The organism is Halostella pelagica (genome assembly GCF_004762015.1).
Classification (GTDB): domain Archaea; phylum Halobacteriota; class Halobacteria; order Halobacteriales; family Natronoarchaeaceae; genus Halostella; species Halostella pelagica.
On the sequence record NZ_SJES01000003.1, the window covers coordinates 264,688 to 290,095 of the forward strand.

At 65.4% G+C, this 25,408-nt stretch carries 25 protein-coding genes and 1 tRNA gene; 14 read left to right on the plus strand and 12 right to left on the minus strand.

What is annotated here, in order from left to right; genetic code table 11:
* The first annotated feature begins 37 nt into the window (after positions 1 to 37).
* Positions 38 to 886, plus strand: a complete 849-nt coding sequence (locus tag EYW42_RS09510; RefSeq protein ID WP_135535028.1) for a ribose-phosphate diphosphokinase — start codon at positions 38 to 40, stop codon at positions 884 to 886.
* Positions 887 to 976: 90 nt separating this feature from the next.
* Positions 977 to 1,513, plus strand: coding sequence for a heme NO-binding domain-containing protein (locus EYW42_RS09515; RefSeq protein WP_135535029.1), 537 nt, complete (start codon positions 977 to 979; stop codon positions 1,511 to 1,513).
* 63 nt (positions 1,514 to 1,576) lie between these two features.
* Here EYW42_RS09515 and EYW42_RS09520 read toward each other — a convergent pair whose 3' ends face one another.
* From EYW42_RS09520 to EYW42_RS09530, 3 genes are all read right to left on the minus strand, one after another.
* Positions 1,577 to 3,757: a PGF-CTERM sorting domain-containing protein gene (locus EYW42_RS09520; protein ID WP_135535030.1), complete on the minus strand. Its 2,181-nt coding sequence runs from the start codon at positions 3,755 to 3,757 to the stop codon at positions 1,577 to 1,579.
* A gap of 158 nt (positions 3,758 to 3,915) precedes the next feature.
* On the minus strand, positions 3,916 to 7,176 hold the full coding sequence (gene ileS, locus EYW42_RS09525; RefSeq protein WP_135535031.1) for an isoleucine--tRNA ligase: 3,261 nt from the start codon (positions 7,174 to 7,176) through the stop codon (positions 3,916 to 3,918).
* A gap of 274 nt (positions 7,177 to 7,450) precedes the next feature.
* Complete coding sequence (locus tag EYW42_RS09530; RefSeq protein WP_135535032.1) at positions 7,451 to 7,663, minus strand: hypothetical protein; 213 nt, start codon at positions 7,661 to 7,663, stop codon at positions 7,451 to 7,453.
* 87 nt (positions 7,664 to 7,750) lie between these two features.
* On the opposite strand from EYW42_RS09530, the gene EYW42_RS09535 reads away from it, so the two are divergent.
* Together EYW42_RS09535 and EYW42_RS09540 are read left to right on the plus strand one after the other, a co-directional pair.
* On the plus strand, positions 7,751 to 7,978 hold the full coding sequence (locus tag EYW42_RS09535) for a DUF7860 family protein (protein WP_135535033.1): 228 nt from the start codon (positions 7,751 to 7,753) through the stop codon (positions 7,976 to 7,978).
* On the plus strand, positions 7,978 to 8,595 hold the full coding sequence (locus EYW42_RS09540) for a uracil-DNA glycosylase (RefSeq protein ID WP_135535034.1): 618 nt from the start codon (positions 7,978 to 7,980) through the stop codon (positions 8,593 to 8,595). The genes EYW42_RS09535 and EYW42_RS09540 overlap by 1 nt, the downstream gene beginning before the upstream one ends.
* Positions 8,596 to 8,602: 7 nt before the next feature.
* Here EYW42_RS09540 and EYW42_RS09545 read toward each other — a convergent pair whose 3' ends face one another.
* Complete coding sequence (locus EYW42_RS09545) at positions 8,603 to 9,244, minus strand: hypothetical protein (RefSeq protein WP_135535035.1); 642 nt, start codon at positions 9,242 to 9,244, stop codon at positions 8,603 to 8,605.
* Positions 9,245 to 9,391: 147 nt separating this feature from the next.
* Between EYW42_RS09545 and EYW42_RS09550 the strand changes: the two genes are divergently transcribed.
* Positions 9,392 to 9,820: an HIT family protein gene (locus EYW42_RS09550; protein WP_135535036.1), complete on the plus strand. Its 429-nt coding sequence runs from the start codon at positions 9,392 to 9,394 to the stop codon at positions 9,818 to 9,820.
* A 75-nt stretch (positions 9,821 to 9,895) separates the two neighbouring features.
* Positions 9,896 to 10,627, plus strand: coding sequence for an AAA family ATPase (locus EYW42_RS09555; protein WP_135535037.1), 732 nt, complete (start codon positions 9,896 to 9,898; stop codon positions 10,625 to 10,627).
* Between the two features lie 86 nt (positions 10,628 to 10,713).
* On the opposite strand, the gene EYW42_RS09560 is transcribed toward EYW42_RS09555, so the two are convergent.
* The gene (locus EYW42_RS09560) at positions 10,714 to 11,217 is read right to left on the minus strand and encodes a DUF7858 family protein (protein WP_135535038.1); all 504 of its coding nucleotides are present in this window, start codon (positions 11,215 to 11,217) and stop codon (positions 10,714 to 10,716) included.
* 170 nt (positions 11,218 to 11,387) lie between these two features.
* Between EYW42_RS09560 and EYW42_RS09565 the strand changes: the two genes are divergently transcribed.
* Complete coding sequence (locus tag EYW42_RS09565; protein ID WP_135535039.1) at positions 11,388 to 12,275, plus strand: transcription initiation factor IIB; 888 nt, start codon at positions 11,388 to 11,390, stop codon at positions 12,273 to 12,275.
* Here EYW42_RS09565 and EYW42_RS09570 read toward each other — a convergent pair whose 3' ends face one another.
* Together EYW42_RS09570 and EYW42_RS09575 are read right to left on the minus strand one after the other, a co-directional pair.
* Positions 12,276 to 12,701 (minus strand): RNA-binding domain-containing protein, encoded by a 426-nt coding sequence (locus EYW42_RS09570; protein WP_135535040.1) that lies wholly within the window; start codon positions 12,699 to 12,701, stop codon positions 12,276 to 12,278.
* On the minus strand, positions 12,698 to 13,267 hold the full coding sequence (locus tag EYW42_RS09575) for an AAA family ATPase (RefSeq protein WP_135535041.1): 570 nt from the start codon (positions 13,265 to 13,267) through the stop codon (positions 12,698 to 12,700). Before EYW42_RS09575 ends, EYW42_RS09570 begins: the two co-directional genes overlap by 4 nt.
* A gap of 98 nt (positions 13,268 to 13,365) precedes the next feature.
* Between EYW42_RS09575 and EYW42_RS09580 the strand changes: the two genes are divergently transcribed.
* Positions 13,366 to 13,469: transfer RNA gene (locus EYW42_RS09580), tRNA-Arg, on the plus strand.
* A 146-nt stretch (positions 13,470 to 13,615) separates the two neighbouring features.
* Here EYW42_RS09580 and EYW42_RS09585 read toward each other — a convergent pair.
* The 3 genes from EYW42_RS09585 to EYW42_RS09590 form a co-directional block, all read right to left on the minus strand.
* A complete protein-coding gene (locus tag EYW42_RS09585; RefSeq protein WP_135535042.1) occupies positions 13,616 to 15,082 on the minus strand; it encodes a S8 family serine peptidase in 1,467 nt (488 codons plus the stop codon).
* 196 nt (positions 15,083 to 15,278) lie between these two features.
* Positions 15,279 to 15,431: a hypothetical protein gene (locus tag EYW42_RS19790; RefSeq protein WP_202613861.1), complete on the minus strand. Its 153-nt coding sequence runs from the start codon at positions 15,429 to 15,431 to the stop codon at positions 15,279 to 15,281.
* A 142-nt stretch (positions 15,432 to 15,573) separates the two neighbouring features.
* Positions 15,574 to 16,668: an aminopeptidase gene (locus tag EYW42_RS09590; protein ID WP_135535043.1), complete on the minus strand. Its 1,095-nt coding sequence runs from the start codon at positions 16,666 to 16,668 to the stop codon at positions 15,574 to 15,576.
* 230 nt (positions 16,669 to 16,898) lie between these two features.
* Between EYW42_RS09590 and EYW42_RS09595 the strand changes: the two genes are divergently transcribed.
* The gene (locus EYW42_RS09595; RefSeq protein WP_135535044.1) at positions 16,899 to 17,918 is read left to right on the plus strand and encodes a threonine aldolase family protein; all 1,020 of its coding nucleotides are present in this window, start codon (positions 16,899 to 16,901) and stop codon (positions 17,916 to 17,918) included.
* A 32-nt stretch (positions 17,919 to 17,950) separates the two neighbouring features.
* On the opposite strand, the gene EYW42_RS20330 is transcribed toward EYW42_RS09595, so the two are convergent.
* Entirely contained in the window at positions 17,951 to 18,079 is a 129-nt protein-coding gene (locus EYW42_RS20330; protein ID WP_259371287.1) for a DUF7859 family protein, read from the minus strand.
* 81 nt (positions 18,080 to 18,160) lie between these two features.
* Between EYW42_RS20330 and EYW42_RS20530 the strand changes: the two genes are divergently transcribed.
* Entirely contained in the window at positions 18,161 to 19,054 is an 894-nt protein-coding gene (locus EYW42_RS20530; protein ID WP_237561301.1) for an ArsR/SmtB family transcription factor, read from the plus strand.
* Between the two features lie 291 nt (positions 19,055 to 19,345).
* Here the strand turns inward: EYW42_RS20530 and EYW42_RS09605 are convergent, their stop codons facing one another.
* Positions 19,346 to 19,876, minus strand: coding sequence for a metallophosphoesterase (locus tag EYW42_RS09605; RefSeq protein WP_135535045.1), 531 nt, complete (start codon positions 19,874 to 19,876; stop codon positions 19,346 to 19,348).
* Between the two features lie 78 nt (positions 19,877 to 19,954).
* Between EYW42_RS09605 and EYW42_RS09610 the strand changes: the two genes are divergently transcribed.
* The 4 genes from EYW42_RS09610 (at position 19,955) to EYW42_RS09625 (ending at position 25,387) form a co-directional block, all read left to right on the plus strand.
* Entirely contained in the window at positions 19,955 to 20,551 is a 597-nt protein-coding gene (locus EYW42_RS09610; RefSeq protein ID WP_135535046.1) for a hypothetical protein, read from the plus strand.
* A 40-nt stretch (positions 20,552 to 20,591) separates the two neighbouring features.
* Positions 20,592 to 21,545: a cation diffusion facilitator family transporter gene (locus tag EYW42_RS09615; protein WP_135535047.1), complete on the plus strand. Its 954-nt coding sequence runs from the start codon at positions 20,592 to 20,594 to the stop codon at positions 21,543 to 21,545.
* Between the two features lie 200 nt (positions 21,546 to 21,745).
* Positions 21,746 to 22,963, plus strand: coding sequence for a threonine ammonia-lyase (gene ilvA, locus EYW42_RS09620; protein WP_135535048.1), 1,218 nt, complete (start codon positions 21,746 to 21,748; stop codon positions 22,961 to 22,963).
* Positions 22,964 to 23,167: 204 nt separating this feature from the next.
* On the plus strand, positions 23,168 to 25,387 hold the full coding sequence (locus tag EYW42_RS09625; RefSeq protein WP_135535049.1) for an ATP-dependent DNA helicase: 2,220 nt from the start codon (positions 23,168 to 23,170) through the stop codon (positions 25,385 to 25,387).
* The last annotated feature ends 21 nt before the right edge of the window (positions 25,388 to 25,408 follow it).

Here is a 25,408-nt window from a genome sequence, read left to right on the forward strand (position 1 = left end):
CGAAAACGGGTTTAAGCAGGCTCGCGGATACCCGACCATGATAGTCAGCGGGTCCACGTCGCAGTCGCTCGCGGCCGCACTGGCCGACGAGTTAGACGAACCGCTCGCTCCGGTCGAGTTCGAACGATTTCCGGACGGCGAACAGCTCGCCAGCATCGGCGAGGTCTCACCGGACCGGGCGGTGATCGTCGCGTCGACGCCGACCAGCGACGCCCACGTCGAACTGCTCCAGTTGCAAGACGCCGCGCGCGAGGCCGGGGCACGGGAGGTCGTCACCGTCATCCCGTACATGGGCTACGCACGTCAGGACGACGCGTTCAACCCCGGCGAGCCCGTCTCGGCGCGGGCGATGGCACGGGCCATCAGCGCCGGGACGGACCGAACGCTAGTCGTCAACCCGCACGAGGACGCAGTGTGTGACTTCTTCGACCCGCAGGCGACGGCCGTCGACGCCGCGGCGCGACTCGCGGACCCGCTTCCCGATGCCCTCACGGACCCGCTCTTTCTCTCGCCGGACGAGGGCGCGCTCGCTATCGCGACGACGGTGCGGGACGCATACGGGACGGGCGAGACGGACTTCTTCGAGAAGACGCGCCACTCCGGGTCCGAGGTCGAAGTTTCGCCCAGTGACGCCGCGGTCGACGGGCGAGACGTGGTCGTCACCGACGACATCATCGCCACCGGGTCGACGATGAGCGAGGCCGTCGGAATTCTGGACGAACGCGGTGCGGCGCGGGTGTTCGTCACCTGCGTACACCCGCTCCTTGCTCGAAACGCACCGACGAAACTCGCGCGGGCGGGCGTCGAGGCGGTCTACGGGACGGACACGCTCGAACGCGCGTCCAGCGCGGTCAGCGTCGCGCCGGTTGTCGCGGGCGAGTTATAGCCGGACGAACCTCTCAGCCGGGGGTTTTAAGAACCGGTCCGCATTGGTAAGTGTGTGGACAGTACGCGTGCGTGGGGGGCGAAGTGAGATATGCACGGGATCATTCACAAGTCGCTGAAAGGGTTCGTCGAAGACCGGATGACTGACGGCGCCTGGGAGGTGATCATGGACGAGTCGGGTATCGAACCGAAGCTCTACCTCCCGGTGTCGCACTATCCTGACGAGGAGTTAGACGCCATCTTCGATACCATCGCCGACCGGACGGACCAAACTGAGGCGTCGCTCCAGCGCACCTTCGGCGAGCATCTCGCACCGGCGCTGCTCGACACGTTCAAGGCCCACGTCCGGGACGACTGGACGACGCTCGACCTTCTCAGCAACCTGGAGACGATCTACGAACAGATACGGACCGGCAACGACGAAACGGATCCGCCGGCGGTCGACACCGAACGCGTCGACGAGGAGACGGTGACGGTCACGTACCGATCTGACCGCGAGATGTGTCCGCTTGCGAAAGGGATCGTTCTCGGCATCGCCGGCGAGTACGACGAGACGGTCACCATCGAGGAAGACGCGTGCCTGCTCGACGGCGACGACCGCTGTGACCTGACCGTCGTCCGCGAGTGAGTGCCACTTCGGCGACCGTCGAGTGACGGCGGGCCGCGCCCAGGTATACGGCCGCACGCCGTTCTATCGGACGCTACGGCCGAGTAAGAGCGCAGTCGCGAGTATCGCAAGCGCCGCGAGCATCGCGCCGAATCCGGGTGTGTCGACGGTGCGTTTCCCCGCGACGTCGACCGTTCGCTCCGCGTCGCCGGCGCTCACTCGCACCTCTCCGGACGGGAGAGTGACGTTCGCCGTCACGGTATCTTCCTCGTCGACATCGAGCGCGACCGAACGCAGCGCGACCCGTTGACCGTCGACGCGGAAAGCAACGTCCCCGTCGGCGGGGCGGTCGGCACCGTTCGACACGGTCGCGATCAGTCGGACTGACTCGCCAGCCGTGGGTGACGCAGGGTCGACCCGGATATCGGTGACAGCGGGCGTCGCCGACTCTCGGACCTCGACGGTCCGTTCGGTGCCTTCGACCTCGATACGATACGTTCCAGGTCGGTCGAACACCGTCGCCAGAACGACCGCCGCGCGCTCACCCGGGTCAAGCGTGACGTGTCTGGCGGCGACGCGCTCCCCGTCGACAGTCATCGCGACGGCGAACTCGCCCGTCCGGCCGCCGTCGTTTTCGACGGATACGGTCGCGGTGAGGCGCTCGCCGGGGACGAGCGTCGGGGGCGCGGTCACGGTCCGGTTTCGCGACGGGCCGTCGACCCGGAACGAGTCGATAGACGCCGAGAGGATCGCCGGCGAAGAGTCGAACGTCGCGGCGTGATCCGCTGCGCTCCAGACTGTCGGAACCGCGTCCGTCTCGACGAACTCGCGAGTCCGCTCTCGAACCGCGGGGCCGCCGGAGGCATTCACCGCGTCGTAGAAGTCGCCAGACGTGACCCGCTCGTACTCGTTGAGTCTGCGAAACACCACGCCGAAGTTCCGGCGTCGGTCGCTCGCAACGCGAGCGTGGTAATCGACCGCGCCGACCGCGAGCGCCCCCTTCACGTAGTTCGCGTTGGTTCGCTGCCAGGTCGTCGGGTCCGCAAGCACGGATCCGGCGTACGGGCTCCGTTCGCCGTTACGCAAGTGGTCGCGGAACGTCCGGAAATCGATGCGGCCCTGCTCGAACGCGTAGAGCGCGGCGTAGTACTCTGCGCCGCCCTCGATCAGCCACTGCGTCTCCGCCGTTGTCTGGTACGCCTGCCGGGTGTGGACGTACTCGTGGATCCAGACGTTGTCCGGCGAGGCGAGTCGCGAATCCGCGAGCACCCAGGCGTCGTCCGGGCCGAACTGGAGGCCACGGGCCGCCCAGTTCGTCGTCGTCGGAGCCGCGACGAAAAACGGCACCTCGTCGCGCGCGCCGACGCGGAGGCGGCCGCTGGCGTCGTCGAGCGAGTCGAGAACGGCCCCTGGCGACTCGGCCATCGACGCCGCCTCGGGAACGATCAGCCGGATCCGCTGACCGTCCACCTCGCGGACGTGCTCCTCGGACGGACCGAGAAAGGCGACTTCTCCGCCGGTCGCGCCGTCGCCGTCGACGACAGTTCGCCTGTCGAGCGTCACGTCCTCGCCGCGGTAGTTCCAGCCCGTCCGCAGTTGGGGTACCCGCACCACGGCCCAGTCGCCGGTGTCGACGAACACGTATTCCGCGTCGGCGAGGTCTCCGTCGAGGTGCGTGTGGGTCGCCACGCGCGAGCGGTCGGCGGTGTGTGTCCCTTCGCCTCCCTCGTAGTGACCCGACCCGTCCACGTGGTTGCCCCCGCCGTCACCGCCCTCGCTCCCTGTGACGTTTATCGCGCGCCGCGTCTCGCCCGTCTCGTTCGCCGGGTGGTCGAAGGTGACCGCGGGGCGAGATGTCCTCCCGTCCCACTCGTACTCGTTGCCCTCGGCCCGACTGAATCCGCGGGTCGACGTCACCGTGGCCTCGTCCGGGATCGCGACCGTGACGCCGCTCACCCGGTCGGGCACTTGAAACCGAACCCTCGCTTCGATGCTCCCTGGCTCCGCCGGCGTGAGGGCGAGCGAGAGCGTCCGAACGAGTGGATCGGCGGCCGAGGCGTTCCGCGAATTCGACGCGTTCGACGCGGTACTCGCACTCGCTGGACTCCGAACGTTCCCGGCGGACGACGGGGCAGCGTCCGCCGTCGCGGCGGGCGGCGCGTCCGCGGCCGGCACGTCCGCACGGGCTGACGGCGCACCCCCTGCGGCGACGGTTGCCGGCAGTGAAACGAGCAGCAGGAAGACGACGACGCCTCTCAGATACACGTACGTATACGAAAACGGATAGAACAAGGGCTTTGTGGACGAGCGTTTCCCGCTCGTCCGAGACTCACGGCGAACTACTCGACCGCAGTGAAAGCCCGGCGACACCGCCGTCCGTTTAATCCGACGCTTCCGCGGTCGCCAGCGGCTCGCGGCTCCCGTCAGTCGCCGCTCGCCCGTTCCGAGGCCTCCTGCTGGTCGGCCTCGTGCGGCTCGATCGCTATCTCCATCTCTACGCCTTCCACGTCCCATTCCTTGCGGTGGCCGTCCTCGACGGGACCGAGTTCGTCGGCGCGGACCTCCTCTCGGACGAGGTCCTCGCGGCGTTCGATCAGGTCGGCGACGCGGGCGTCGTCGACGGCGAAGTCGAGGCGGATGCGCTCCTCGATGTCGAGTTCGAGGTCTTTGCGCATCTCCTGAACCCGGCGGATAACCTCGCGCGCGTAGCCCTCGCTCTCGATGTCCTCGGTGAGCGACGTGTCGACGTAGACGACGCCGCGCTCGTCGCCGTCGTCCTCGACCGCAGTTCCGGTGACGCCGTCCGGCGTCTCGGTGACGAACTCGACCATCTCCGCGGTGAGTTCCTCGCCCTCCAGCACGTCGCTGACGGCGGATTGGAGCGCGTCTAACGAGGGGTCGTCGATGCGGGCCTCGTTGAGCGCGTTCATCACCTCGCCGGCGCGGTCGCCGAAGGCGGGGCCGAGTTCGCTCATGTCGGCGCGGGCGCTGTACTCCAGTTCGCCCCACTCCTCGTCGGCACGGACGAGTTCGACCGCACGAGCGTTCAGGCGGTCGGCGAGCAGGTCGCGGTGGCGGGAAACGGCCTCGGCGAGGCGGTCGTCGTCCGCCGCGACGACGATCCGCTGGACGGGCCAGCGGAGTTTTCGCTCGGCCTGCTGACGGGCGTTCGACCCCGCCTCCTCGACGGCGCGCAGGAGACCGACGTCAGTCTCTAACTGTTCGTCGTGCCAGCGCTCGTCGACCTCGGGCCAGTCGGACATGTGAACGGTGTCGTGGCCGTCGTCGCCCGTGAGCGTGCCGTATATCTCCTCGGCGGCAAAGGGCGCGTACGGCGCGAGCAGTTTGACCACCGTCGACAGCACCTCGTAGAAGGTGGCGTACGCCGCCTGCTTCGAGGCGCTGTCCTCTTCTTCCCACATCCGTTCGCGGACGACCTGGATGTAGAACCGGGAGACGTCGTCGACGACGAACTCCAGGAGCGCGTCGAGCGCCTTGTCCTGCTGGTAGTCCTCCCAGTGGTCGCTCATCTCGGCGACGACCGACTGGAGGCGAGCGAGCACCCACTCGTCGACGAGGTGGAGGTCCTCCCCGACCGAGTCGAGCGTGGTCTCCTCGGGGTCGAAGCCGTCGAGGCGCATGTACGGTAGCGGGAACCGGAACACGTTCCAGAGGATGTTGAGGTCCCGCTGCATGTTCTCGGTCTCGTCCCACGAGAAGCGCATGTCGTCGCCCTGCGGGTTTACCGACAGGAGGAACAACCGCATCGGGTCCGCGCCGTACTCCTCGATGACCTCGTTCGGTTCGACGGTGATGCCCTTGGACTTGGACATGCCGCGGCCGTCGGGCATGTTGGCGTACCCGTGCATCAGCACTTCCTTGTACGGGATCTCGTCCATCGCTGCGGTGGCCATCCCGAGTTGCGACCAGAACCAGCCACGGGTCTGGTCGTGGGCCTCCATGATGAGGTCGGCGGGCCACAGTTCCTCGAAATCGTCCTCGTTCGACGGGTAGTCGAGGGTGCCCCACGTCGCCACCGAGGAGTCCAGCCACACGTCGAACACGTCGCCGACGCGGGTGTAGGTGGTGCCGTTCTCCGAGATGGTGAGGTCATCGACGGTACCTTTGTGGAGGTCCACGTCCTCGGGGTCGACGGACTGGTCGACGCGCTCGGCGAGTTCCTCGCGGTCGCCGACGACGACCACGTCGCTCATGCTGCCGTCCCAGTCCTCGGGCGTCCAGATCGGGATCGGGATCCCCCAGTAGCGCTGACGGGAGACGTTCCAGTCGGGAGCGTCCTCGACGAAGTCCCGGAAGCGGTTGTCCCGCGCCCACTGCGGGTGCCACTCGCTGTCCTCGATGTTAGAAAGCAGTTCGTCCTTGATGTCGGTGATCGTGATGAACCACTGGTCGGTGACGATCTGTATGATGCCGGTGTCACAGCGCCAGCAGTGGCCGTAGCTGTGGTGGGTCGTCCCGGCGTCGAGCATCAGCCCCTTCTCCTGCAGGTCGGCGATGATGTCGTCGTCGGCGTCTTTGACGAACTGGCCGGCGTAGTCGCCGCCGCTGCCGTCGTACACGCCGTCGCCGTCGACCGGACAGAAGATGTCGAGGCCGAGTTCGCGGCCGCGCTCGAAGTCCTCCTCACCGTGGCCCGGCGCGGAGTGGACGAGGCCGGTCCGGTCGACCTCGACGTAGTCTGCGGTGTACACCTGTAGCGCGTCCTCGCCCGATGGGTGGTCGGGCACCTCGTCGGCGAGCGGGTGGTCGTACTCCCAGCCGACCATCTCCTCGCCGGTGACCTCCTCGACGACCTCGTAGTCGTCGTAACGGCCCTGACGGAGCACGTCCTCGACGCAGTCCTCGGCCAGATAGAGGACCTCCTCGCTGTCCCCCGCGGCTTCGCCGCTCCGGTTCGCGGACGAGTCCGCGCTCTTTTCGGCGCGGACGCCCTGGTACGTCACGTCGCCGTCGACCGCGACGAACGTGTTCGCCGGGATGGTCCACGGCGTCGTCGTCCAGATGACGAGCGACCCGTCTCGGTCTTTCAGCGGGAACTTCACGTAGACGGAGGGGTCCTCGACGTCGTCGTATTCGACTTCGTTGTTGGCGATAGCGGTTTCACAGCGCGGGCACTGCGAGATGGAGCGCTGGCCCTGCTCGACGAGACCACGCTCGTGGGCCTGCTTGAACCCCCACCACGCGGCCTCCATGTACTCGGGGTTTACCGTCTTGTACGGGTCGTCCCAGTCCATCCAGACGCCGAAGGACTTGAAGTCGTTCTGGAGGCCTTCGAGTTGCTCGTTCGCGTACTCCTTGCACTCCTGGATGAAGTTCTCCTCGCCGAACTCCTCGATGTCTTTCTTGTTCTCGAAGCCGAGTCGCTCCTCGACTTTCGTCTCGATGGGGAGGCCGTGCATGTCGTAGCCCGGCCGGTCCGTCACGTCGTACCCCTGCATCCGCAGGTAGCGGATGTAGGCGTCTTTCAGGGTCTTGTTCCAGGTCGTTCCCATATGCGCCGCCCCGGAGGTGTACGGCGGGCCGTCGACGAAGAAGAACGGCTCCTCGCCCTCTCGGTGCTCAGTTGTTTGCTCGTACGCGTCGACCTCGTCCCAGTAGTCGAAGACGCGGTCCTCGACCACGTCGGGGTCGTACTGGTCGTCTACCGCCGCGAACCTGCTCATGGATCAGACGTGCGCCTCCACTGATAAAGGCAAACCGGTTCCACAGAAAGCCCTTGCTCGACTCTGGCGAGTCTCGCTGCGCCCTTTCAATGACCGCCAGGTCCGCTAGTTTGCGCGGCGCTGACGGTCGTCAGCGCACGCTCCGAGGGCCTGCCCTCCCCCGTTCGCTGGCGATGGCTCACTGTCGCTCGCCACGCCAGCGTGGCCGTTTCAGTAGATGAAATACAGCGAGAAATCAAACGGACATCAGTCGAGTCGTCGTATGCGGTCGGTCTTACGCGCCGACGGCTTCTTTCAGCACCTTCTCGTAGCCCAGCAGGTACGTCCCGCCGTACAGCAGGATGAGGCCGAATCCGGCGAACCAGAGGCCGAGGATAGGTTCGCCGCCGGTGAGATGCTGGAGACCGCTGTACTCGGCCAGAACGCCGAGAACCGTCAGGACGCTCGCGCCGAGAACGTACGCGAGCAGTTCGAGGAGTATTTGCATGTCTCCCAGAAGACTACTGGTCGTTATGGGCTTTTCGCTCTCGCGCGTGACGCAATCCTTTTGTTCGTTTTCGGCGACAACAGAGTCATGGGACGATACGGAACAACTGACTACCCCCGCTACGCCAAACTCGGATTCTTCGCCGGCGTCGCCATGTTTCTCATCGGCGGCATCGGGTCGGCCGCCGGGAACGCCTTCTTCGGACCGCTCCCCTCCTGGGAAACGACGCTGCTTTTCGACCTCGAACTGTTCGGGATCCTGACCGCGCTGTTCAGTCCGCTCGTTTTCGGTATCGTCATGCCGCTCACGGAGTGATGCAGTTCCCCGACTCCCGGAACGTTCTCGAACCGAACTGTGCGCGCTGTCCCGCGCTCGCTGAGAGTCGCGAGCGTATCTCTTGGGGGACGGGACCGCTCGACGCGACGCTGCTGGTCGTCGGCGAAGCCCCGGGTTCGGGCGATCCGGACGCCGACGAGTGGCGCGGCGGCAACTGGACGGGCAAAGCGTACACGACGCACCACTCCGGGCGGCGCGTGCACGAACTGATCGCCGAGATCGGCTACGCGAACGACTGTTACTTCACCAACGCCGTCAAGTGCTTCCCGGCGGGCGAGGACGGAGCCAATCGCGAACCGACGCCCGACGAGCGAGCGAACTGTCGGACCCACCTCGAAGCGGAGATCGAACAGGTAGACCCCGAGGTCGTTCTCGCGACGGGCAAGCATGCGACCCAGACGATGCTCGCGTTCGACGGCGGCGGCCTCGACGGGTTCGTCGACAGCGTGCTCGATCCGATACACTGCGACTCGCTCGGCGTCACTGTCCTCCCGCTTTTGCACCCCTCGTATCAGGACATCTGGATCGCCAGACTCGGCTACGACCCTGACGAGTACGTCGACGCCGCGGCCGACGCGCTGGACGACGCTGTGTGACGCAGTATCAGGTGCTGGCGAGTTCTCCCACCAGCGCACCGGCGTAGACGCCCACGAACGATGGGATTATCAGGTACAACAGCGCCAGAAGCCCCACGGCGATGATGACGACGAACGCGCCGGTCGCGATGGCGACGATGACAGCCGCGATGACGAGGTAGATAGTCGCGGTGATGAGGTCGCCGGCAAGTGCGAAGTGGACTGTCGGCCAGAACACCGCAACGAGAACGAGTAGCGCCATCAGCGCGCCGGTCGGGAGTACGAGTCCGATCGCCATCTCCGATTTGTATCCGTCGTACCGCTCCTTGTTAGACATCGGGTACGCGAGGCCAGTCGCCAGTCCGACGAGCAGCGTGGTCCCCGAGATGTAGGGTATCGGACCGTACCCGCTGTCCTGGAGGGTGTCGAACAACATCTCCCCGCCCAGCGAGAGTTCGAACATCGGCGACGGCCCGACGAACAGCAGTCCGACCGCGACGACCGCCAGCGGCACGCCGAACTTGAGGCCGAACGTCTCCGCTGGACCGCTCTCGTCGTCGTCTTCGACGGAGTCGTCCGCCACAGTACCATCGTCCGCGTCGATGACCTCCTGAAACTCCTCGAGAGTGTCGTCAACCCGATCGTCGGAGGCCCCGTCGCTAGTTCTCATTAGATATCAGTTATAACACATTCTGATAAATTTATGGGATATGTCAGCGAATCCGGCGTACTGTTTGTCCGTCCAACGGGGTTTCGGCGGCCGTTCGACGGTCTCGGGCGGGAAACTTTCATGGCCACTGCGGGTGATCGTTCGCCCATGCCCAACGACTGTATCTTCTGTCAGATCGTCTCCGGGGACATCCCCAGTCGAACCGTCTACGAGGACGACGATATCGTCGCCTTCCTCGACGCGAACCCGCTCGCTCCGGGCCACACGCTCGTCATCCCGAAAAACCACTACGAGACGCTGGGCGACCTGCCCGGCGGCGAGGCCACGGCCGTCTTCGGGGTGCTCCACGCTCTCACGCCCGTCGTCGAGGACGCCGTCGACGCCGACGCCTCGAACGTCGCGTTCAACAACGGCGAGGCGGCCGGTCAGGAAGTTCCGCACGTTCACGGCCACGTCATCCCACGGTTCGAGGACGACGGCGGCAAACCCATCCACGCCGTCGCCGGTCCCAGACCGGACCTCTCCGACGACGAACTCGACGATATCGCCGACGATATCGCGGCCGGCGCGGAGTAAGAGAGACTGCGCCGCCTGCCCGACGCCCGAACTGCACCACGTATTTTTTATACGATACCGGAGGGAATTATTCCCATGCCTACCGAGACGGCCGCACTTGTCGGCGCGACTGGCGGCGCAGGGTCGACCCGACTCTCAGTCGAAGTCGCCGCGACGCTCTCCCGCGACGACCGCGACGTCGCGGTGTTCGACGCGGCGTTCGCTACGCAAGGACTCGCACACTACGTCGACGACCGGGTCGAGCCGGACGTAACGACGCTCGTAACTGACGAAGACACGGCGCTCGACGACGCGCTGGTCGAGATAGACACGCCTCAATCCGGTCGGGTCGCCGTCTGTCCGGCCCGTGCCGCGTTCGCCGCCCTGGCCCGAGCGAAAACCGCCGGCGCGGCCGAGCGGTTCGGCGACGTAATCGACGCCGCCGCCGAGACGTTCGACCACGTGCTGGTCGACGCGTCGCCGGTGTCGACCAACCCGGCGGTCGCCGCAGTTACCGACGTGAACAACGTCGGCGTCGTGATCCCCGCCTCGCACCGCGGCGTCGATTCGCTGCAGCGCCTCCGTGGACGACTGGCCGACGTCGGTACCGACGCTGACCTCGTCGTCTCGAACCACGGACGCGACCCGGTCGGCGAGGCGGACATCGCAGTACCCGAAAGCGAGGTCGTCCGTGCCGAGAACGCCCCGGCGTGTGCGGATCCCGACCACGAGTTCGGCCCCGCAGTCGCCGACATCGCCGAGGAACTGTTCGAGGTGATGCTACATCTCGATTTCCCCGAGGAGTCGATGCTGTCGGACGTACTGTGAGCCCAGTACTGTCGAACGCGCCGTGATCGCTGTGGGGAAAACTGCTGTGAGCAAGCGACGGCGGCCCGGAACGCCTACGAGAACCGTTACAGGAGGTCGTCGACCGAACTCATCGTCTCGTCGAGCGGATCGTCGCCGTACCCGCCGTCCGAGAGAACGCCCTCGACCGCGTCAGCGGCCGCCGGTATCGGGTCGTGGGTTTCGATGTAAGCGGCCAGTGCGAACTCCGTCTCCGACCCTCCAGTGAGCGTCAGCGCGTCCGCGCGGGGTAGCTCTGCGGCGATCCAGTCCCGGACCACGTCGCGCTGGCGCGGCGTGAGCGGCGACACCCCCTGTACCCCGAGGCGGTGGAGCGCCTTCGCCGCCGTCATCGGCGCGATGCCAGCAGATCGTCCCGCCGACCCGACGCTCGCCCCGTCGGCGTACGCTTCGACGACGGCCGCCGCCGCGGCGGGATCACACGGGAGTTCGGCCTCGTAGTCCGACAACTGCGCCGCCAACGTGTCCCCGGTGTCGTCGACAGTGGCCACGCCGCGGTCCCGCTGCTCGGCGGTGACCTCTATCCCGGCGGCGATATCCGACAGCGCCATAGCCGAACTGCTCGCCCCAGCTGTTAAAAATCACCGATCAACCTTCCGGAATCTATCGCCCGGCGCACCAGAACGTACCGGTAACCGGTACGTTCAACTCGCCGATATCCAGGTTCGTTCCTGCGAGAGTCGTTCTTTAAATAAGTCATCCGAACGAAGTTCCGACTGTAATGAGCACCACAGGTTCGACGCGAGGCTGTCCGGAGTGCGACGGGCGGTTGAACGAGAGCGGCGACGAGACGGTGTGTGACGAGTGCGGACTGGTAGTCGCGGCCGACCGGATCGACCGCGGGCCGGAGTGGCGGTCGTTCAGCGACGACGAGACGAACCGCAAGCGGACGGGCGCGCCGCTGACCCGGTCCAGACACGACCGCGGCCTCTCGACCGAGATCGGCTACGGGACGGGGTCGAGCACGCGACTGACCGGTCGGAAGCGCCGGCAGGTCGCCCGGATGCGCCGGGAGCACAATCGGGCGCGGATCCCGTCGAAGTCCGACCGCAACCAGGTGTACGGATTCACCGAGATCCGACATCTGGTCAGCGCGCTCTCGCTTCCCGACAGCGTCCGCGACCGCGCGTGCACGCTGTTCGAATCCGCCCAGTCCGAGGACCTACTTCAGGGGCGTTCTATCGAGGGGTTTGCGGCCGCGGCGGTGTACGCGACCTGCCGTGTCGAGGCGGTCTCGCGTACGCTCGCCGAGGTAGTGGCCGACGCCCGCGCTGACGAGGACGAACTCAAAGCCGCATACGACGCACTGAACCGCGACTTAGGGCTACCGACCGGACCGATCGACCCCCGCGAGTACCTCCCGCGGTTCGCCAGCGAACTCGGCTGCTCGCGCGCTGTCGAGCGCCGCGCACGGGAGTTCGCGGACGATGCTCGCGACCGCGGCGTCGTCGGCGGGCGCAATCCAGGCGGCGTCGCGGCGGCCTGCCTCTACGCCGCCGACCGCGAACGTCACGCTAGTCTAACCCAGGCCGAGGCCGCCGAGGCGGGCGGCGTCTCGCCCGTGACCCTTCGCTCGGCGTACTACGCTGTGACCGGAAAAGAGAACTAACTACTTCTCGAATTCCTCGGTTATCGGCTCGCCTTCCTCCGTCGGCGGGGCGACGTGGTCGACGTACTCCTCGGGAGTTGGCTGGGTGACGGTGACTCGTACCTCGATGTCGCCGAGTTCGTCCGGGCTACCGACGGAGAAGTTGATGACGCCCTGGAACGCCGCCTGTTTCTTCAGCGAGAACGAGAAGCTGTCGCCCTGCAAGGTGTCGAAAAACTCCCGCCGCGCCGTGTCGAGTATCTCCTGCCGGTGAAGCAGTTCGGAGAAGTGCTCCATCGAATGCCCCGTGCCGACGACCTCGCCGGGCCGGGACTCGGTCTCGGCCTCGGGAAAGAGGTTCGTCACCGCGTCCGTGACGCGGTCGGTGACCTCAGTGTCGTTGACGGGCGCGACGATACGGACGTCGACGCTGTACACCGTGCTCATGCTTCCCCCCGCGTCGCTTCGGCACCGTCGGTGAGGAGGGACCGTACCTTCCGGTGGAACGACGCCAGCGAGTCTGTGTTCTCGATGAGCACGTCCGCGCGTTCCATCGCCTCGCCCATGCCGAAGCCGAGTTCGCGCTCGTCGCGCGCTTCGAGGCTCTCGCCGCCCTCGTCCGCGCTCTTGTCGCGGCCGCGCTCCTCGATACGCTCGGCGCGAACGTCGAACGGGGCCTCGATGCTTACAAGCGTGAAGTCGTCCCCGAACGCCTCCTCGAAGCGGTCGACCTCGACGCCCGACCGGATCCCGTCGACGACCACGGTGTCGCTGTCGTTCAGAGCCTCCTCGACGACCGGCAGCGACCGTTCGACGATGGCGTCTGGCCCATTTTCCTCGCGTAACGCTTTCGCGACCGCGCCGTGGTGCGTGGCGGGGTCGAGTCCGCGGTCCCGACACTCCTGACGGATGACATCACCCATCGTGACGACGGGGACGTTTAGCTCTTCGGCGACGGTCGCGGCCTCGTTCTTGCCGCTTCCGGGCAGGCCGACGGTCCCGATAACTCTCATTGTACCGTGATACTCCTGTGGCGCGCTTAAGAGCTTTGAAGCGCGGTATCGACGCGAAACACAACATACTTTGAACGCTGTGCCGGAGACGTATCCGAGGGCACGTAGCTCAGTCTGGATAGAGCGTCGGACTTCTATCCCCGAGACGACAGTGTCGGGGGAAGACATCCGACGGTCGTGGGTTCGAATCCCATCGTGCCCGCTCCTGCGAACGACAGTTAGTTCGAACTCTCATCGTGCCCGTTATCTCCGAGCGTAGCGACTGGGTCCATCTTCGCGTCGGTCGAACTCACCTCGGACCAGCGCACAACAGAAAAGCGCGTTTGCGAAAGCGGCGAAAGGTCGCCGTTACCGGGCGCGTTTGACCAGTCGGCGGAGGTCGAGATGGCCTGCGCCGTGGTACGTTTCGCCTTCCTCCGGCATGCGTGCGGTCTCCTGGATGAGCGACTCGATTTCGTCGACGCTCGCGTCCGGGCGGAGCGACCGTACGAGCGCGACTGCCCCGGTGACCTGCGGTGCGGCCATCGACGTGCCGGCTTTCCACCCGTACGACGGTTCGGTATCGACGATTTCGCTGGGTTTGCTCCCTTCGTCGTCGTCGTCCGGCCCGTCCTCGTAGTGGGTCGTTACGGTCGTCGAGTAGACGAGGTCGTTGTACGCACCGTCGACGCTCCCTATCGCGTCGAGGTCCGCGTTGCCGCCTGCCGCGCTGACGTCCACGGCGTCGCCGTAGTTCGTGTAGAACGCCGGCTGAGTGGTCGGCTCTTCGAGGCGGTCCCCGGTGAGCCACTTCTCCTCGTTGTCGGAGTGTTTGTCCCCCCAACCGCAGCCGATGGGTCCGGTCGCGGAGACGCCGAAGACGCCTTCGGCCTCCGTCGGGAGGCTGAGAACGTCGTCCGGACTCATATCCAGGCTGTCGTTTCCGGCGGAGTTCACGAAGACCATCCCCTTCTCGCGGGCGTACGCGGCGACGCGTTCGTACGACGCCTTGATGTCGAGCAGCCACGGGAACTGTTCCGGGTCGACGTACGGGAGCGGGTAGCCGACGCTGAAGTTCGCGGCGTCACAGCCCTTGTCCGCGGCGGCGGCGAGTGCGGCGAGCGAGTCGCCGGTCGCTCCCTCTACGCCGGAGAACACGCGGTGGGCGACGATTTCGGTCTCGGGTGCGGTACCGAGTACGCCGCCGTCTGGCCCGTCGTTGTCGTTCGTCGCCGCGATAGTGCCGGCCACGTGAGTTCCGTGGTCGCCCGCCCCATTCGGCCGGAAGTCGTAGGGGTCCGTGGTGAAGTTCTCGGATAGCTCCGCGTTGACCACGCCTTCGAGGTCCGGGTGTGCGTCGTAGACGCCGGAGTCGACGACCGCGATGCGCGTCCCCTCGCCTTTCGTCGTGTCGTGGACCGTCTGTCCGTTCTCGGGCTGATCGGTCAGGTTTTCGACGTCCTGAACGCGCTTGTCCCACTGGAGTTCGGCGTTCGACGCTGCACCGTCGTGGTTGTGGCTGTTCGCCCGCGGCCCGGCCTGTTCCACGGCCGGTCCGCTGTCGTCCTGATACACGGCGACATCCGGCGTCGTCGACGATGCTCCCGGCACTGCCTCCGGATCACCCCGCGCCGCGAGGATGTCGATCTGCGAGATGTCATGAATGATCTCTACGTCGCTCGGTACCTCACTGCGTGAGACCTCGCGAAGATCGACGAGGAATCGCTCGTTCGTCTTCCCACCCCCACCGGCAGTAGCCGGTCCGCTTACGAGCGCCGCACCGCCGACCACACTCCCTGTCGCTTTGAGGAACGATCGTCTGTTATGGTTTGACATTGCATCCCATTTGTATACAACTTTACTCATAAATATTTCCCAACTTATTGCCGGGTATAGTTGGATTAACTAGGTATATTAACCAATAGTTTCAAAAAACCAACTTTTGAGTGGTTGCGAAGGCGCTTCCCACGGACTGATTTACGCCGATGACTACGCTCGGATGATGCGGCAGAAAAACCCCACAGCGACCGCTCTACACCATGTTATCGTTGATATCGTCGAAATCAGCACGGCAGAACGGACAGCGGTAGTTCGTGGCGAATCCGGATGTCTGGGTGACGGTCCGGGCTTCGATCTCGTGCATGGCGATGTTTTGACCACAATCCGGACATGCGACCTTCGTCATACTTCATGAACAATCAGCCCATATACTTAAGCTATTCGATGTATGATACCATATATCACAGCAGAAGGAAACGATTATCCTGTACGAATTCGGAAAGAAAATCTGACCGCCTCAGTCGAAACCGAATCAAAAAGCGGCTAACTCAACCGTCGAACCCGTCTTCGAACCGGAACGTTCCGTTTCGCTGAACTACTTCCCCGTCGACTTCGATGTAGGAGTCTTCGCTCATGTCGACGATCATGTCGACGTGAACGGCGCTTTGGTTCTGAACGTTTTCCTCGCCGACGTTGGCCTCGTAGGCGCGGCCGACAGCCATGTGAACGGTGTCGCCCATCTTCTCGTCGAACAGCATGTTGTAGGTGAACTGGTCGATGTCGCGGTTCATTCCGATGCCGAGTTCGCCGAGGCGGCGCGCTCCCTCGTCAGTGTCGAGTACTTCCCTGAGAGTGTCCTCGTTCTTGCTCGCCGAGTGGTCGACGACGTCCCCGCCCTCGAATTTGAGGTAGGCGTCGAGCACTTCGCGGCCCTGATGGTAGAGCGGCTTGTCGAACACCACCTCACCCTCGACGGTGTCGGGGACGGGCGCGGTGAACACTTCGCCGCCGGGGACGTTGTTGGTGCAGGTGTCGTTGATCGTGTGGTTACCGGCGATGCTCATCGAGATATCGGTCGTCTCGCCGCTGACGATGCGGACCTCGTCGGCATCGTCTAGGATCTCGACCATCTGCTCTTGGAACTCGTGCTGTTCGTCCCAGTCCTTGTTGACCGCGTCCCAGACGAAGTTCTGGTAGGCCTCGGTGCTCATCTCGGCGAGCTGGGCGTTGGCTGGCGCGGGGTACTGCGTGAGAGTCCAGTTGTCGGTCAGACGCTCGTTGAGGATGGGCCGCTGGGCCTGCTCGTAGGCGGCGTTCTGTTCGGGATCGACGTCGCTTTTCTCGGTAACGTTCTCGTTGGCGCGGATGTGAATGTGCGCGTCGGCCGCCTCGACCATCGCCTGTTCGTGGTCGGGCGTCTCGAAATCGCCGTCGTGAGAGCGGAGATAGGCGCGGAGGGCCCGGCCGTCACGGTTGGTGTACTGGGCGAGCGGGTTCGCCCCGACATCGCCGATAACCTCGTGGAGCGCGACGACGAGATCTTCGGCGACGGGAGGAGCCTTGATCACCACGTCGTCTCCCTCGTCGAGTTCGAGCGCCTGATGAACGATGAGCGAAGCGTGCTCGCGGATCCGTGGATCCATACCACCGTCTGGTAGCGGTGTGTCCAAAACCGTTTGGTTTCCGAACCGGACGAGCTCCACACGTTCAGTTTCTCGCGGATCGTGGAGACGAACCAGAACATCGGCCATCCTACCGGTTCGGGGACTGCTTCGGCGTAGTATCGGCAACGCTTCGAAGAGCAAAGCGAACTCGTGCGGTCCGTTCGCTGCCGACCACGACGTATTTCCCCACCGGCCTCCAATCTCGCGCCGTGATAGATCTTCGCAGCGATACGGTGACGAAACCCGGCGAATCGATGCGGGAGGCCGCGGCGAACGCGGCGGTCGGCGACGACGTGTACGGCGAGGACCCGACGGTGAACGAACTCGAACGTCGCGCGGCCGAGGCAACGGGAATGGCGGACGCGCTGTACGTCCCGACGGGGACGATGGGGAACCAGATCGCCGCTCGCACGCACACTGACCGCGGCGAAGAGGTCCTCGTCGAGCGCGAGAGCCACGTGTACAAGTGGGAGGTCGGCGGCCTCGCACAGCTATCGTCCCTCCAGGTTCGCACGATAGACGGAGGCGACAGGGGCGTTCCGACGCCCGAGCAGATCCGCGATGGCTTCGTCGAGGAAGACCTTCACCGACCGGGGACGGGACTGCTCACGCTGGAGAACACCCACAACAGCAAGGGCGGCATTGCTATCGATCCCGAGACCATCGACGCCGCGGCCGAGGCCGCCCACGGTTTAGACGTTCCCGTCCATCTCGACGGCGCGCGACTGTTCAACGCGGCCGTCGCGCTCGACGTACCGGCGTCCCGGATCGTCGAGTCCGTCGACTCCGTCATGTTCTGTCTCTCGAAGGGACTCGGCGCGCCGGTCGGGTCGATGCTGGCGGGGAGCGAGGAGTTCATCGAGCGCGCGCGCCGGAACCGCAAGCTGTTCGGCGGGGGAATGCGGCAGGCGGGTATCGTTGCGGCCCCCGGGATCGAAGCTCTGGAAAGCGTCGACCGCCTAGCCGACGACCACGAGAACGCCCGCCGACTCGCGGAAGGACTGGACGCGCTCGACGGGCTCTCAGTCCAGCCGCCCGAGACGAACATCGTTCTGGTCGAGACGTCGGACGCGGAGATGACCGCCGAGGAGTTCTGCGGGGCCTGCGAGACGGAGGACGTGCTGGGTTCCGAGTTCGGCGAGACTGTCGCGCGCTTTTGCACGCACCGGAACGTCGACGGTGAGGACATCGAGGAGACGATAGCGCGGGTCGAGGCGGCGCTCGCGTAGTCGAGCGGAAAGCGACCGGGCCCGCGCCGCGCTTACTGTCGGCCGTCTTCCATCCCCTCCTGAAAGCCGTGGAGGGTTCGACGGACCATCAGATAGAGAAAGAAGATGAGCGTCAGCAACGCGCCGACGATGAGGACGATGAAGGGGTCGACCGAAGCCATGTCGCGGCCTACTCGCGGGGGGCGCAAATACGTTTCGCCACCGATCAACTGAGAGATTCCCGCTGCCGAGGGAGAAAGTTCATGCCGACCGACAGGGATCAGGGGTATATGGCCGACCTCCTGCCCTCCACCTCGGACGCGACGCCGGCCGAGGACTCCGAACCCAGGGTCGTCGGCGTCGACAGCGACGCGGCGGACGACGTCCTCGCCGCGCTCTCCTCGACGACGGCCCGGGAACTGCTCGCCGCCCTCCACGAGGAGCCCGCGACCCCGTCGGAGCTGTCTGACGCTGTCGACACCTCGCTCCAGAACACCCAGTATCACCTCGGCAACCTCGAAGACGCGGAGGTCATCGAGGTCGCGGACACGATCTACTCCGAGAAGGGTCGCGAGATGAAAGTGTACGCTCCGGCGGACCAGCCGCTTGTCCTGTTCGCCGGACAGGAAGAGGAGACATCGACGCTGAAGACGGCTCTGTCCAGACTGCTCGGGGGCGTCGGTATCGTTGGGGCCGCGAGCCTCGCACTCCACAGCATCGTCGGAGAGACGGCCGTGGCACCGCCGACGAGCGGCGGTGGCGAAAGCGACCAGGGCGGTGGGGCTGTCGCCGGCGATGCAGACGACGCTGGTGGCGGTCTAAACGGCAGCGAGGACACCTACACGGTCGAAGGCGGAGACAGCGAGACTTCCGTGGAGTTCACGACCGAAAACGACATCTCGATCAACAGCAACGGGGGGAACGAAACGACGGAAACGGTTCAAACCACGACCGATGCAGAATCCATCCAGGACTCGGCGACCGATGCGGACCTGACCACCACTGTCGCCAACGAGACGGTCGAAGCCGCGAACGACAGCGCGTCCTCCGCGGTCGACCTGGGGACGAACGCTGGTCTGCCGCCTGGACTCTTGCTGTTCGTCGTGGGAACGATCCTCGTGACTGTGTGGGTCTTCTTCCGCTACGTCGACCGATGACGCGGGCCGCCTCGAACTCTTTTATCCGCGGATAGGTAAAACAGGGATTTGAGTTTACGTTGCGTATATTGGGTGTCCATCCGAAGGTGTAGATGCGGTATCCGGGATTGCCTCCCTGGCACCCCTACCCGAAGTCCGAGCCCTCTAGCCCTCCACCAGCCTGCTTCGGCCCTCCAGTCGCCTGCCGTTCACTGTCGTCAGTCGGGTATGACGACACCGCCATTGTCCGAGACCCATTCTAATCGACCTCAGTCGAGAAATCCATCAGTCGCATCGAGCCGCGGACAGCGGTCAGATGTCGCCCGCGTCCCCGCCCCTTCTGACCTCGAAACTGTCGACGACCGTGCCGCCCGGGTCCAGCAGCCGACCGCGGACGACGTTGTCCCCTGGGACGAGTTCCGCGTACCCCGGACGCGCGCCGCGCGGGTCAGCGTGGCTTCCGGGGTTCAACAGCGTCACGTCGTCGGCGTGCGTAACGGACGGACGGTGGGTGTGACCCGAAACGACGAGCGACGCGCCCCGCGAGCGACCGAACATCGCCAGCGCGGTCGCCCCGCCGTGCTGACGATGGGTCAGTGCCGTCGTCACGCCGCCCACGTCGAACGTCCGGGCCGACGGGAGGTGTTCACGGACCTCTGCGTCGTCAGCGTTGCCGTGAACCGCGAACAGTCGGTCGCTCTCGGCCCGGAACGCCGACAGCGCGGCAGTCGTGGTGAAATCGCCGGCGTGGACGACTAGGTCGGCCTCGCGGACGGCTTTTAGCATGTGCTCCGACAGTTCGTGTCCCGTCCGGCTGTGCGTGTCCGAGCAGACGACGATCATGGAATCCCGTTCACACTCCCGGGTCACCACTCTTTCGGCAGGGCAACACCCTTCAGGGACCCCTTCCTACGGGCGAGCATGAGCGAGGAGGCGAGCGACGACGCCGGCGCGTCCGAAGCGGGAGGCGTCGGCGGTGCGTCCGGGGCCGACAGTGCAGAGAGGAGCGACGTCACCCCGGAGTCAGTCCGCGACGCGTTCGTGGACGCCGCCCCACGAACGGCGGCGGACGTGGCCACCGCAGTCGGGGCACCTCGGGACGCCGTCACCGATGCGCTCACTTCACTCGAAGCGGCGGGCGACCTTCGCCGGAAGGAACTCGGAGACGACGATCCGACGACGCTCTGGTATCTGCCGGCGGCGACGCTTCGCGACCGGGAGACGGAGGGGATCGCCGAAGCGGACGACGACATCGACAGAGCGCTCGCCAGAATGACCGTTCCCGGAGCCAGCAGAATGATGCGGGACTGGCGGCGCGACGCCGTCCGCGCCGTCGTCGAACACCTGCGCGAGGGCGGGCCGGCGGTCTCCGACGAGATCACGGAGAACGTCTACCCGTCCCATTCGGCGGGATACGACGACCCCGAATCCTGGTGGGGCTGCGTTCGACCCCGCCTGCTCTCGGTGCCTGGCGTCGTCCACGAGGACGGAGCGTGGCGGTGCGAATCTGACAGTTGATCCCGTACTTCTTTCATAGCCGCGAACGCGGGTGTGTACAATGGCAAGTAGCAAATCGGTCGTCATCGCCGCGCTTATCGCCAATGGCGCTATCGCGGTGCTGAAGTTCGTCGGCTACCTGCTGACGGGAAGCCCGTCGATGCTCTCAGAAACGTACCACTCCATCTCCGACACCGGGAACCAGGTGTTTCTGCTCGTCGGGATCCGCTACGGCGGCCGCGAGGCGACCAGAACTCATCCGTTCGGATACGGGAAGGCGCAGTTCTTCTACAGTTTCCTCGTCAGCGTGTTGCTGTTCGGGATCGCCGGATGGGAGAGCGCCACCCACGGTTACAATGCGCTCCAGCACGGCGTTCACCGCGCCAGCGAACCGACCAGTCTGCTCGGCGTCACGTTCGACCCCATCTTCGTCAACTACGCCGTGTTGGTGGGGGCTATCCTCTTCGAGTCGTACGCGTTCAAGAAGGCGTACGAGGCGATCACGAAGCAAATGGAACAGCACGGCTGGAACAGTTTCCGCGAGGCGTTCCGGAAGACGAGCGACGTGACGACGCTGACGGCGCTGACCGAGGACTTCATCGCCCTCGCCGGGGCCGGTATCGCGCTGTTCGGCATCTACCTGACGCGGGCGACCGGAAACCACATCTACGACGCCGCGAGCGCGCTGATCATCGGGATCATGCTGATGGGCTTCGCCCTCGCGCTGGCCTGGGAGAACAAGCGCCTGCTGCTGGGCGAGAGCGTCCCGAAAGAAGAAGAGCGCGAACTCCGCGAGATCGTCGAAAACGGCCGGGACGTCAAAGATATCGTCGACTTCCGGACGGTGTATTTCGGCACCAATCAGATCCTCGTCACCGCAGACGTCGCCTTCGACGGATCGCTGGACACCGGGGAGATAGACACGCGGATAACCCAACTGGAGGACGAACTCATCGCGCACAATCCGGGTGTGAAGAAGGTGTACATCGAACCGGAGACGACGGCGTCCGCGTAGGGACACGCCTTTTCTGCCCGGGGACGCGTTCGAAGGAACTGACGCGCGAAGCGCCCGTTCGAGCGGGAACAGCGCCGGAAACTATCGAACGAACGTAACCGAACAGAGACACCGACGGATATATTACGTGCGATAGAGCCGCACATATAAGCAAAGTTTTCGCCGGCGCGGTGCGATGAATACACAGACCCAACGGAACCATGACCATTTCAGTGTCCGACATACGGGAAGCGCGCGATAGATTCGACGACGAGGCGGTCGTTCGGGAAACGCCGATCGAGACGAGCCGATCGCTCGAAGCGGAGACCGGAGCGACGGTCCGACTCAAGATGGAACACCTGCAGCGGACGGGGTCGTTCAAGACCCGAGGGGCGTACAACAAGTTACAGCAAGTCAAATCCTCGTCGAACGACGCGACCAGAGCGGTCGCGGCGAGCGCGGGAAACCACGCGCAAGGGGTCGCGCTCGCCGCCTCGAAGACCGGGCTCGAATCGACTATCGTCATGCCGAAGAACGCGCCGCAGACGAAAATCGACGCGACGGCGGGCTACGGCGCGGACGTGGAACTGCACGGGCACAACTTCCGCGAGGCGATGGCACACGCGAAATCGATCGTCGGCGACGACAGCGTTTTCGTCCACGCGTACGACGATCCGGAGATCGCCGCCGGACAGGGAACGCTGGGGCTCGAAGTCGCCTCGCAGGTCCCCGACGCGGACACGGTGATCGTCCCGATCGGCGGCGGCGGACTCATCGGCGGCGTCGCAGCGGCGCTTGCCGAGACCTCGCCCGATACCCGGGTCGTCGGCGTGCAGGCAGAGGACGCCGCAACCGTCCCCCGGAGTCTAGAGAAAGGGGAACCCCACACGATAGATTCGGTGCAGACGATCGCCGACGGGATCGCGACCGGCGGGATCTCGGAACTCACTCACGGGCTGATAGAGGAGTACGTGGACGAGGTCATCACGGTTTCGGACACCGAGATCGCCGAGAGCGTCCTGTTCATGCTGGAACGAACCAAACAGATGGTAGAGGGCGCGGGCGCGACCTCGGTCGCGGCGATGCGAAGCGACCGACTCGACGTCAGCGACGAGGTCGTCGTCCCGGTCCTGTCCGGCGGCAACCTGAGCATGACTGACCTGCGGACGGTGCTTACACACGGACTCACCCACCGCGGGCAGGTCGTTCGACTGCGGGTTCACATCGTCGACCAGCCGGGCGAGATGAACCGCGTTTCGGAGATCATCGCCGACTGCGGCGCGAACATCTACGAGGTGAACCACGAGCGGTCGGTCGAGGAACTCGACGTCGGCAACGCGTACCTGCAGTTCCGTATCGAGACGAGCGGGACGGACCAGACGGACCGCATCGTCGAGGCTATCCGCGACGCCGGCTACTCCGTCACTCGGGTCAGTTGAGGCGGGAGGTTATCCTTCTCTCGGAAGCAGAGCTCCGGCCGACGCCGAAACGAGCGGACGAGCGAGCGGCGCGCCCATGCCGTGCCTCGTCCGGGGGCGTCCCCACGAAACGACTTACAACAGCCCCTATGAAACGGGGACCCCGACAGTCCACTTTCACCGTGGTGGCCGAGACTTTTTGTCGGGCCGAGCGAAAGAACGGATGTGCCAGAGACGAACGGGTACATGCGGTTCTTCCCGTACGACGAGCCGTACGGCGCACAGCAGGAGGCGATGGACCGCATCTACAACGGGCTATCGCGCCAGCAGGACGTCCTCTTCGAGGGGGCCTGTGGCACCGGCAAGACGCTGTCGGCGCTCGTCCCGGCGCTGGAGTACGCCCGCGAGGAGGACAAGACGGTCGTCATCACGACGAACGTCCACCAGCAGATGCGCCAGTTCGTTACCGAGGCGCGCCAGATCACCCGTCAGGAGCCCATTCAGGCCGTCGTGTTCAAGGGGAAATCGTCGATGTGTCACATCGACGTCGGCTTCGAGGAGTGTCAGGTGCTCCGGGACAACACCTACGAACTCGTCGACGCCGAACGCGACATGGAGCAACTGGAGCGCCGCCAGGAGGAACTACTCGAAGAGAGCCAGGAGGGCGACGAACGCGCGACCGAGGCGCGCTCCGCGGTGATGGACGAACTCGAAAGCGTCGAGGCAGAGGTCGAGGACTTAGAGGAGCAAAACACCTGCGAGCACTACTACAACAACCTCACGCGGGACGACGACGAGTTCTACGGGTGGCTGTTCGAGGACGTGCGCACCCCCGAGGAGATCTACGAGTACGCCCACGAGCGGACGCTCTGCGGCTACGAACTCCTCAAGGACGGCATCGAGGGCGTCGATCTGGTCGTCTGTAACTACCACCACCTGCTCGACCCGGCCATCCGCGAGCAGTTCTTCCGGTGGCTGGACCGCGACCCGGAGGACGTGATCACCGTCTTCGACGAGGCGCACAACATCGAAGGGGCCGCGCGCGACCACGCGACGCGCACGCTCACGGAGAACACCCTCGATCAGGCGCTCGACGAACTCGACGACTGCGACGACGCGCGAGCGCCGGGCGCGGAAAACGTCATCCGGGCGTTCCGGGACGCGCTCGTCGAGACGTACGAGGACTCGTTCGGCTTCGGCAGCGAGGGGCGAAGCGCCTCGGGCAACGCGAGCGGGCAGGGCCCGCGAGCGCGGAAGCGCGTCGGTGAGGACTGGGAAGACGTCCCCGTCGCCAACGACGAGGGACGCGACGATCTCACGCGGTCGTTCCTCCAGCAGTACACCGGCCCGGGTATCGACTCGGACCTGGAGGCCGCCGCGAACCTCGGACTCGAACTCGACGAGGAGTACGAGGAGGCGTACAAGCGCGGCGAGACGACCACGCGCACCGAGTGCCAGACGCTACAGGCGGCCTCGTTCGTCTCCTCGTGGATCGACGAGGGGACTGAACTCGGCCAGTTCCCCGTGGTCTCGGTCCGCCGCGACTCGGGGACGGAGGAGGTGTACGGTCGCGCGGAACTGTACACCTGCATCCCGCGGGAGGTGACGGGGCAGTTGTTCGACGAGGTGTACGCGAGCGTCCTGATGAGCGCCACGCTTCGCCCGTTCGACGTGAGCGAGGACGTGCTGGGGCTGGAGAGCCCCGTGAGCCTGGCCTACGGCCTCCAGTTCCCCGAGGAGAACCGCCGGACGTTCGCCGCCGGGACGCCCGCGCTGTTCGCCAGCGAGCGGGACGACCCCGAGACGCAAGCCACCATCGCGAGCACGCTGTCCGACGCGGTCCGCTTTACGCCGGGCAACACGCTCGCCTTCTTTCCGAGTTACGCCGAGGCCGAGCGGTACGAGGAGTTACTCGACGTGGACGCGACGGTGCTCCGGGACCGGCCGGGCGACTCCGTAGAGGACCTCAGGAAGCGGTTCACCGACAGCGACGACGCCGTTTTGCTGACCTCGCTGTGGGGGACGCTCGCCGAGGGCGTGAGCTTCGACGGGGACGACGCACGGACCGTCGCGGTCGTCGGCGTCCCCTACCCGCGCCTCGACGACCGCGCGAAGGCAGTCCAGGACGCCTACGGCGCGGCCTTCGCCGACCGCGGCGAGAACGCGGGCTGGGAGTACGCCGTCGAGATTCCGACCATCCGAAAGACGCGTCAGGCCATCGGCCGAGTCATCCGCTCGCCCGATGACTTCGGCGTCCGCGTGTTGCTCGACAAGCGCTACACCGCCGCTGCGGAGGGGGAGATGGGCAAGTACAGCGTCCATGGAACGTTCCCGAAGGGGGAGCGTGATGAGATGATCGACGTCACCGCCGAGAAACTAAAATTCGCGATGCTGAACTTCTATCAGGGGCAGGACGCGTACGAGGGCGGGCCGCCGTCTCCGTGATCGGTTGGTGGCCAGCGCGAG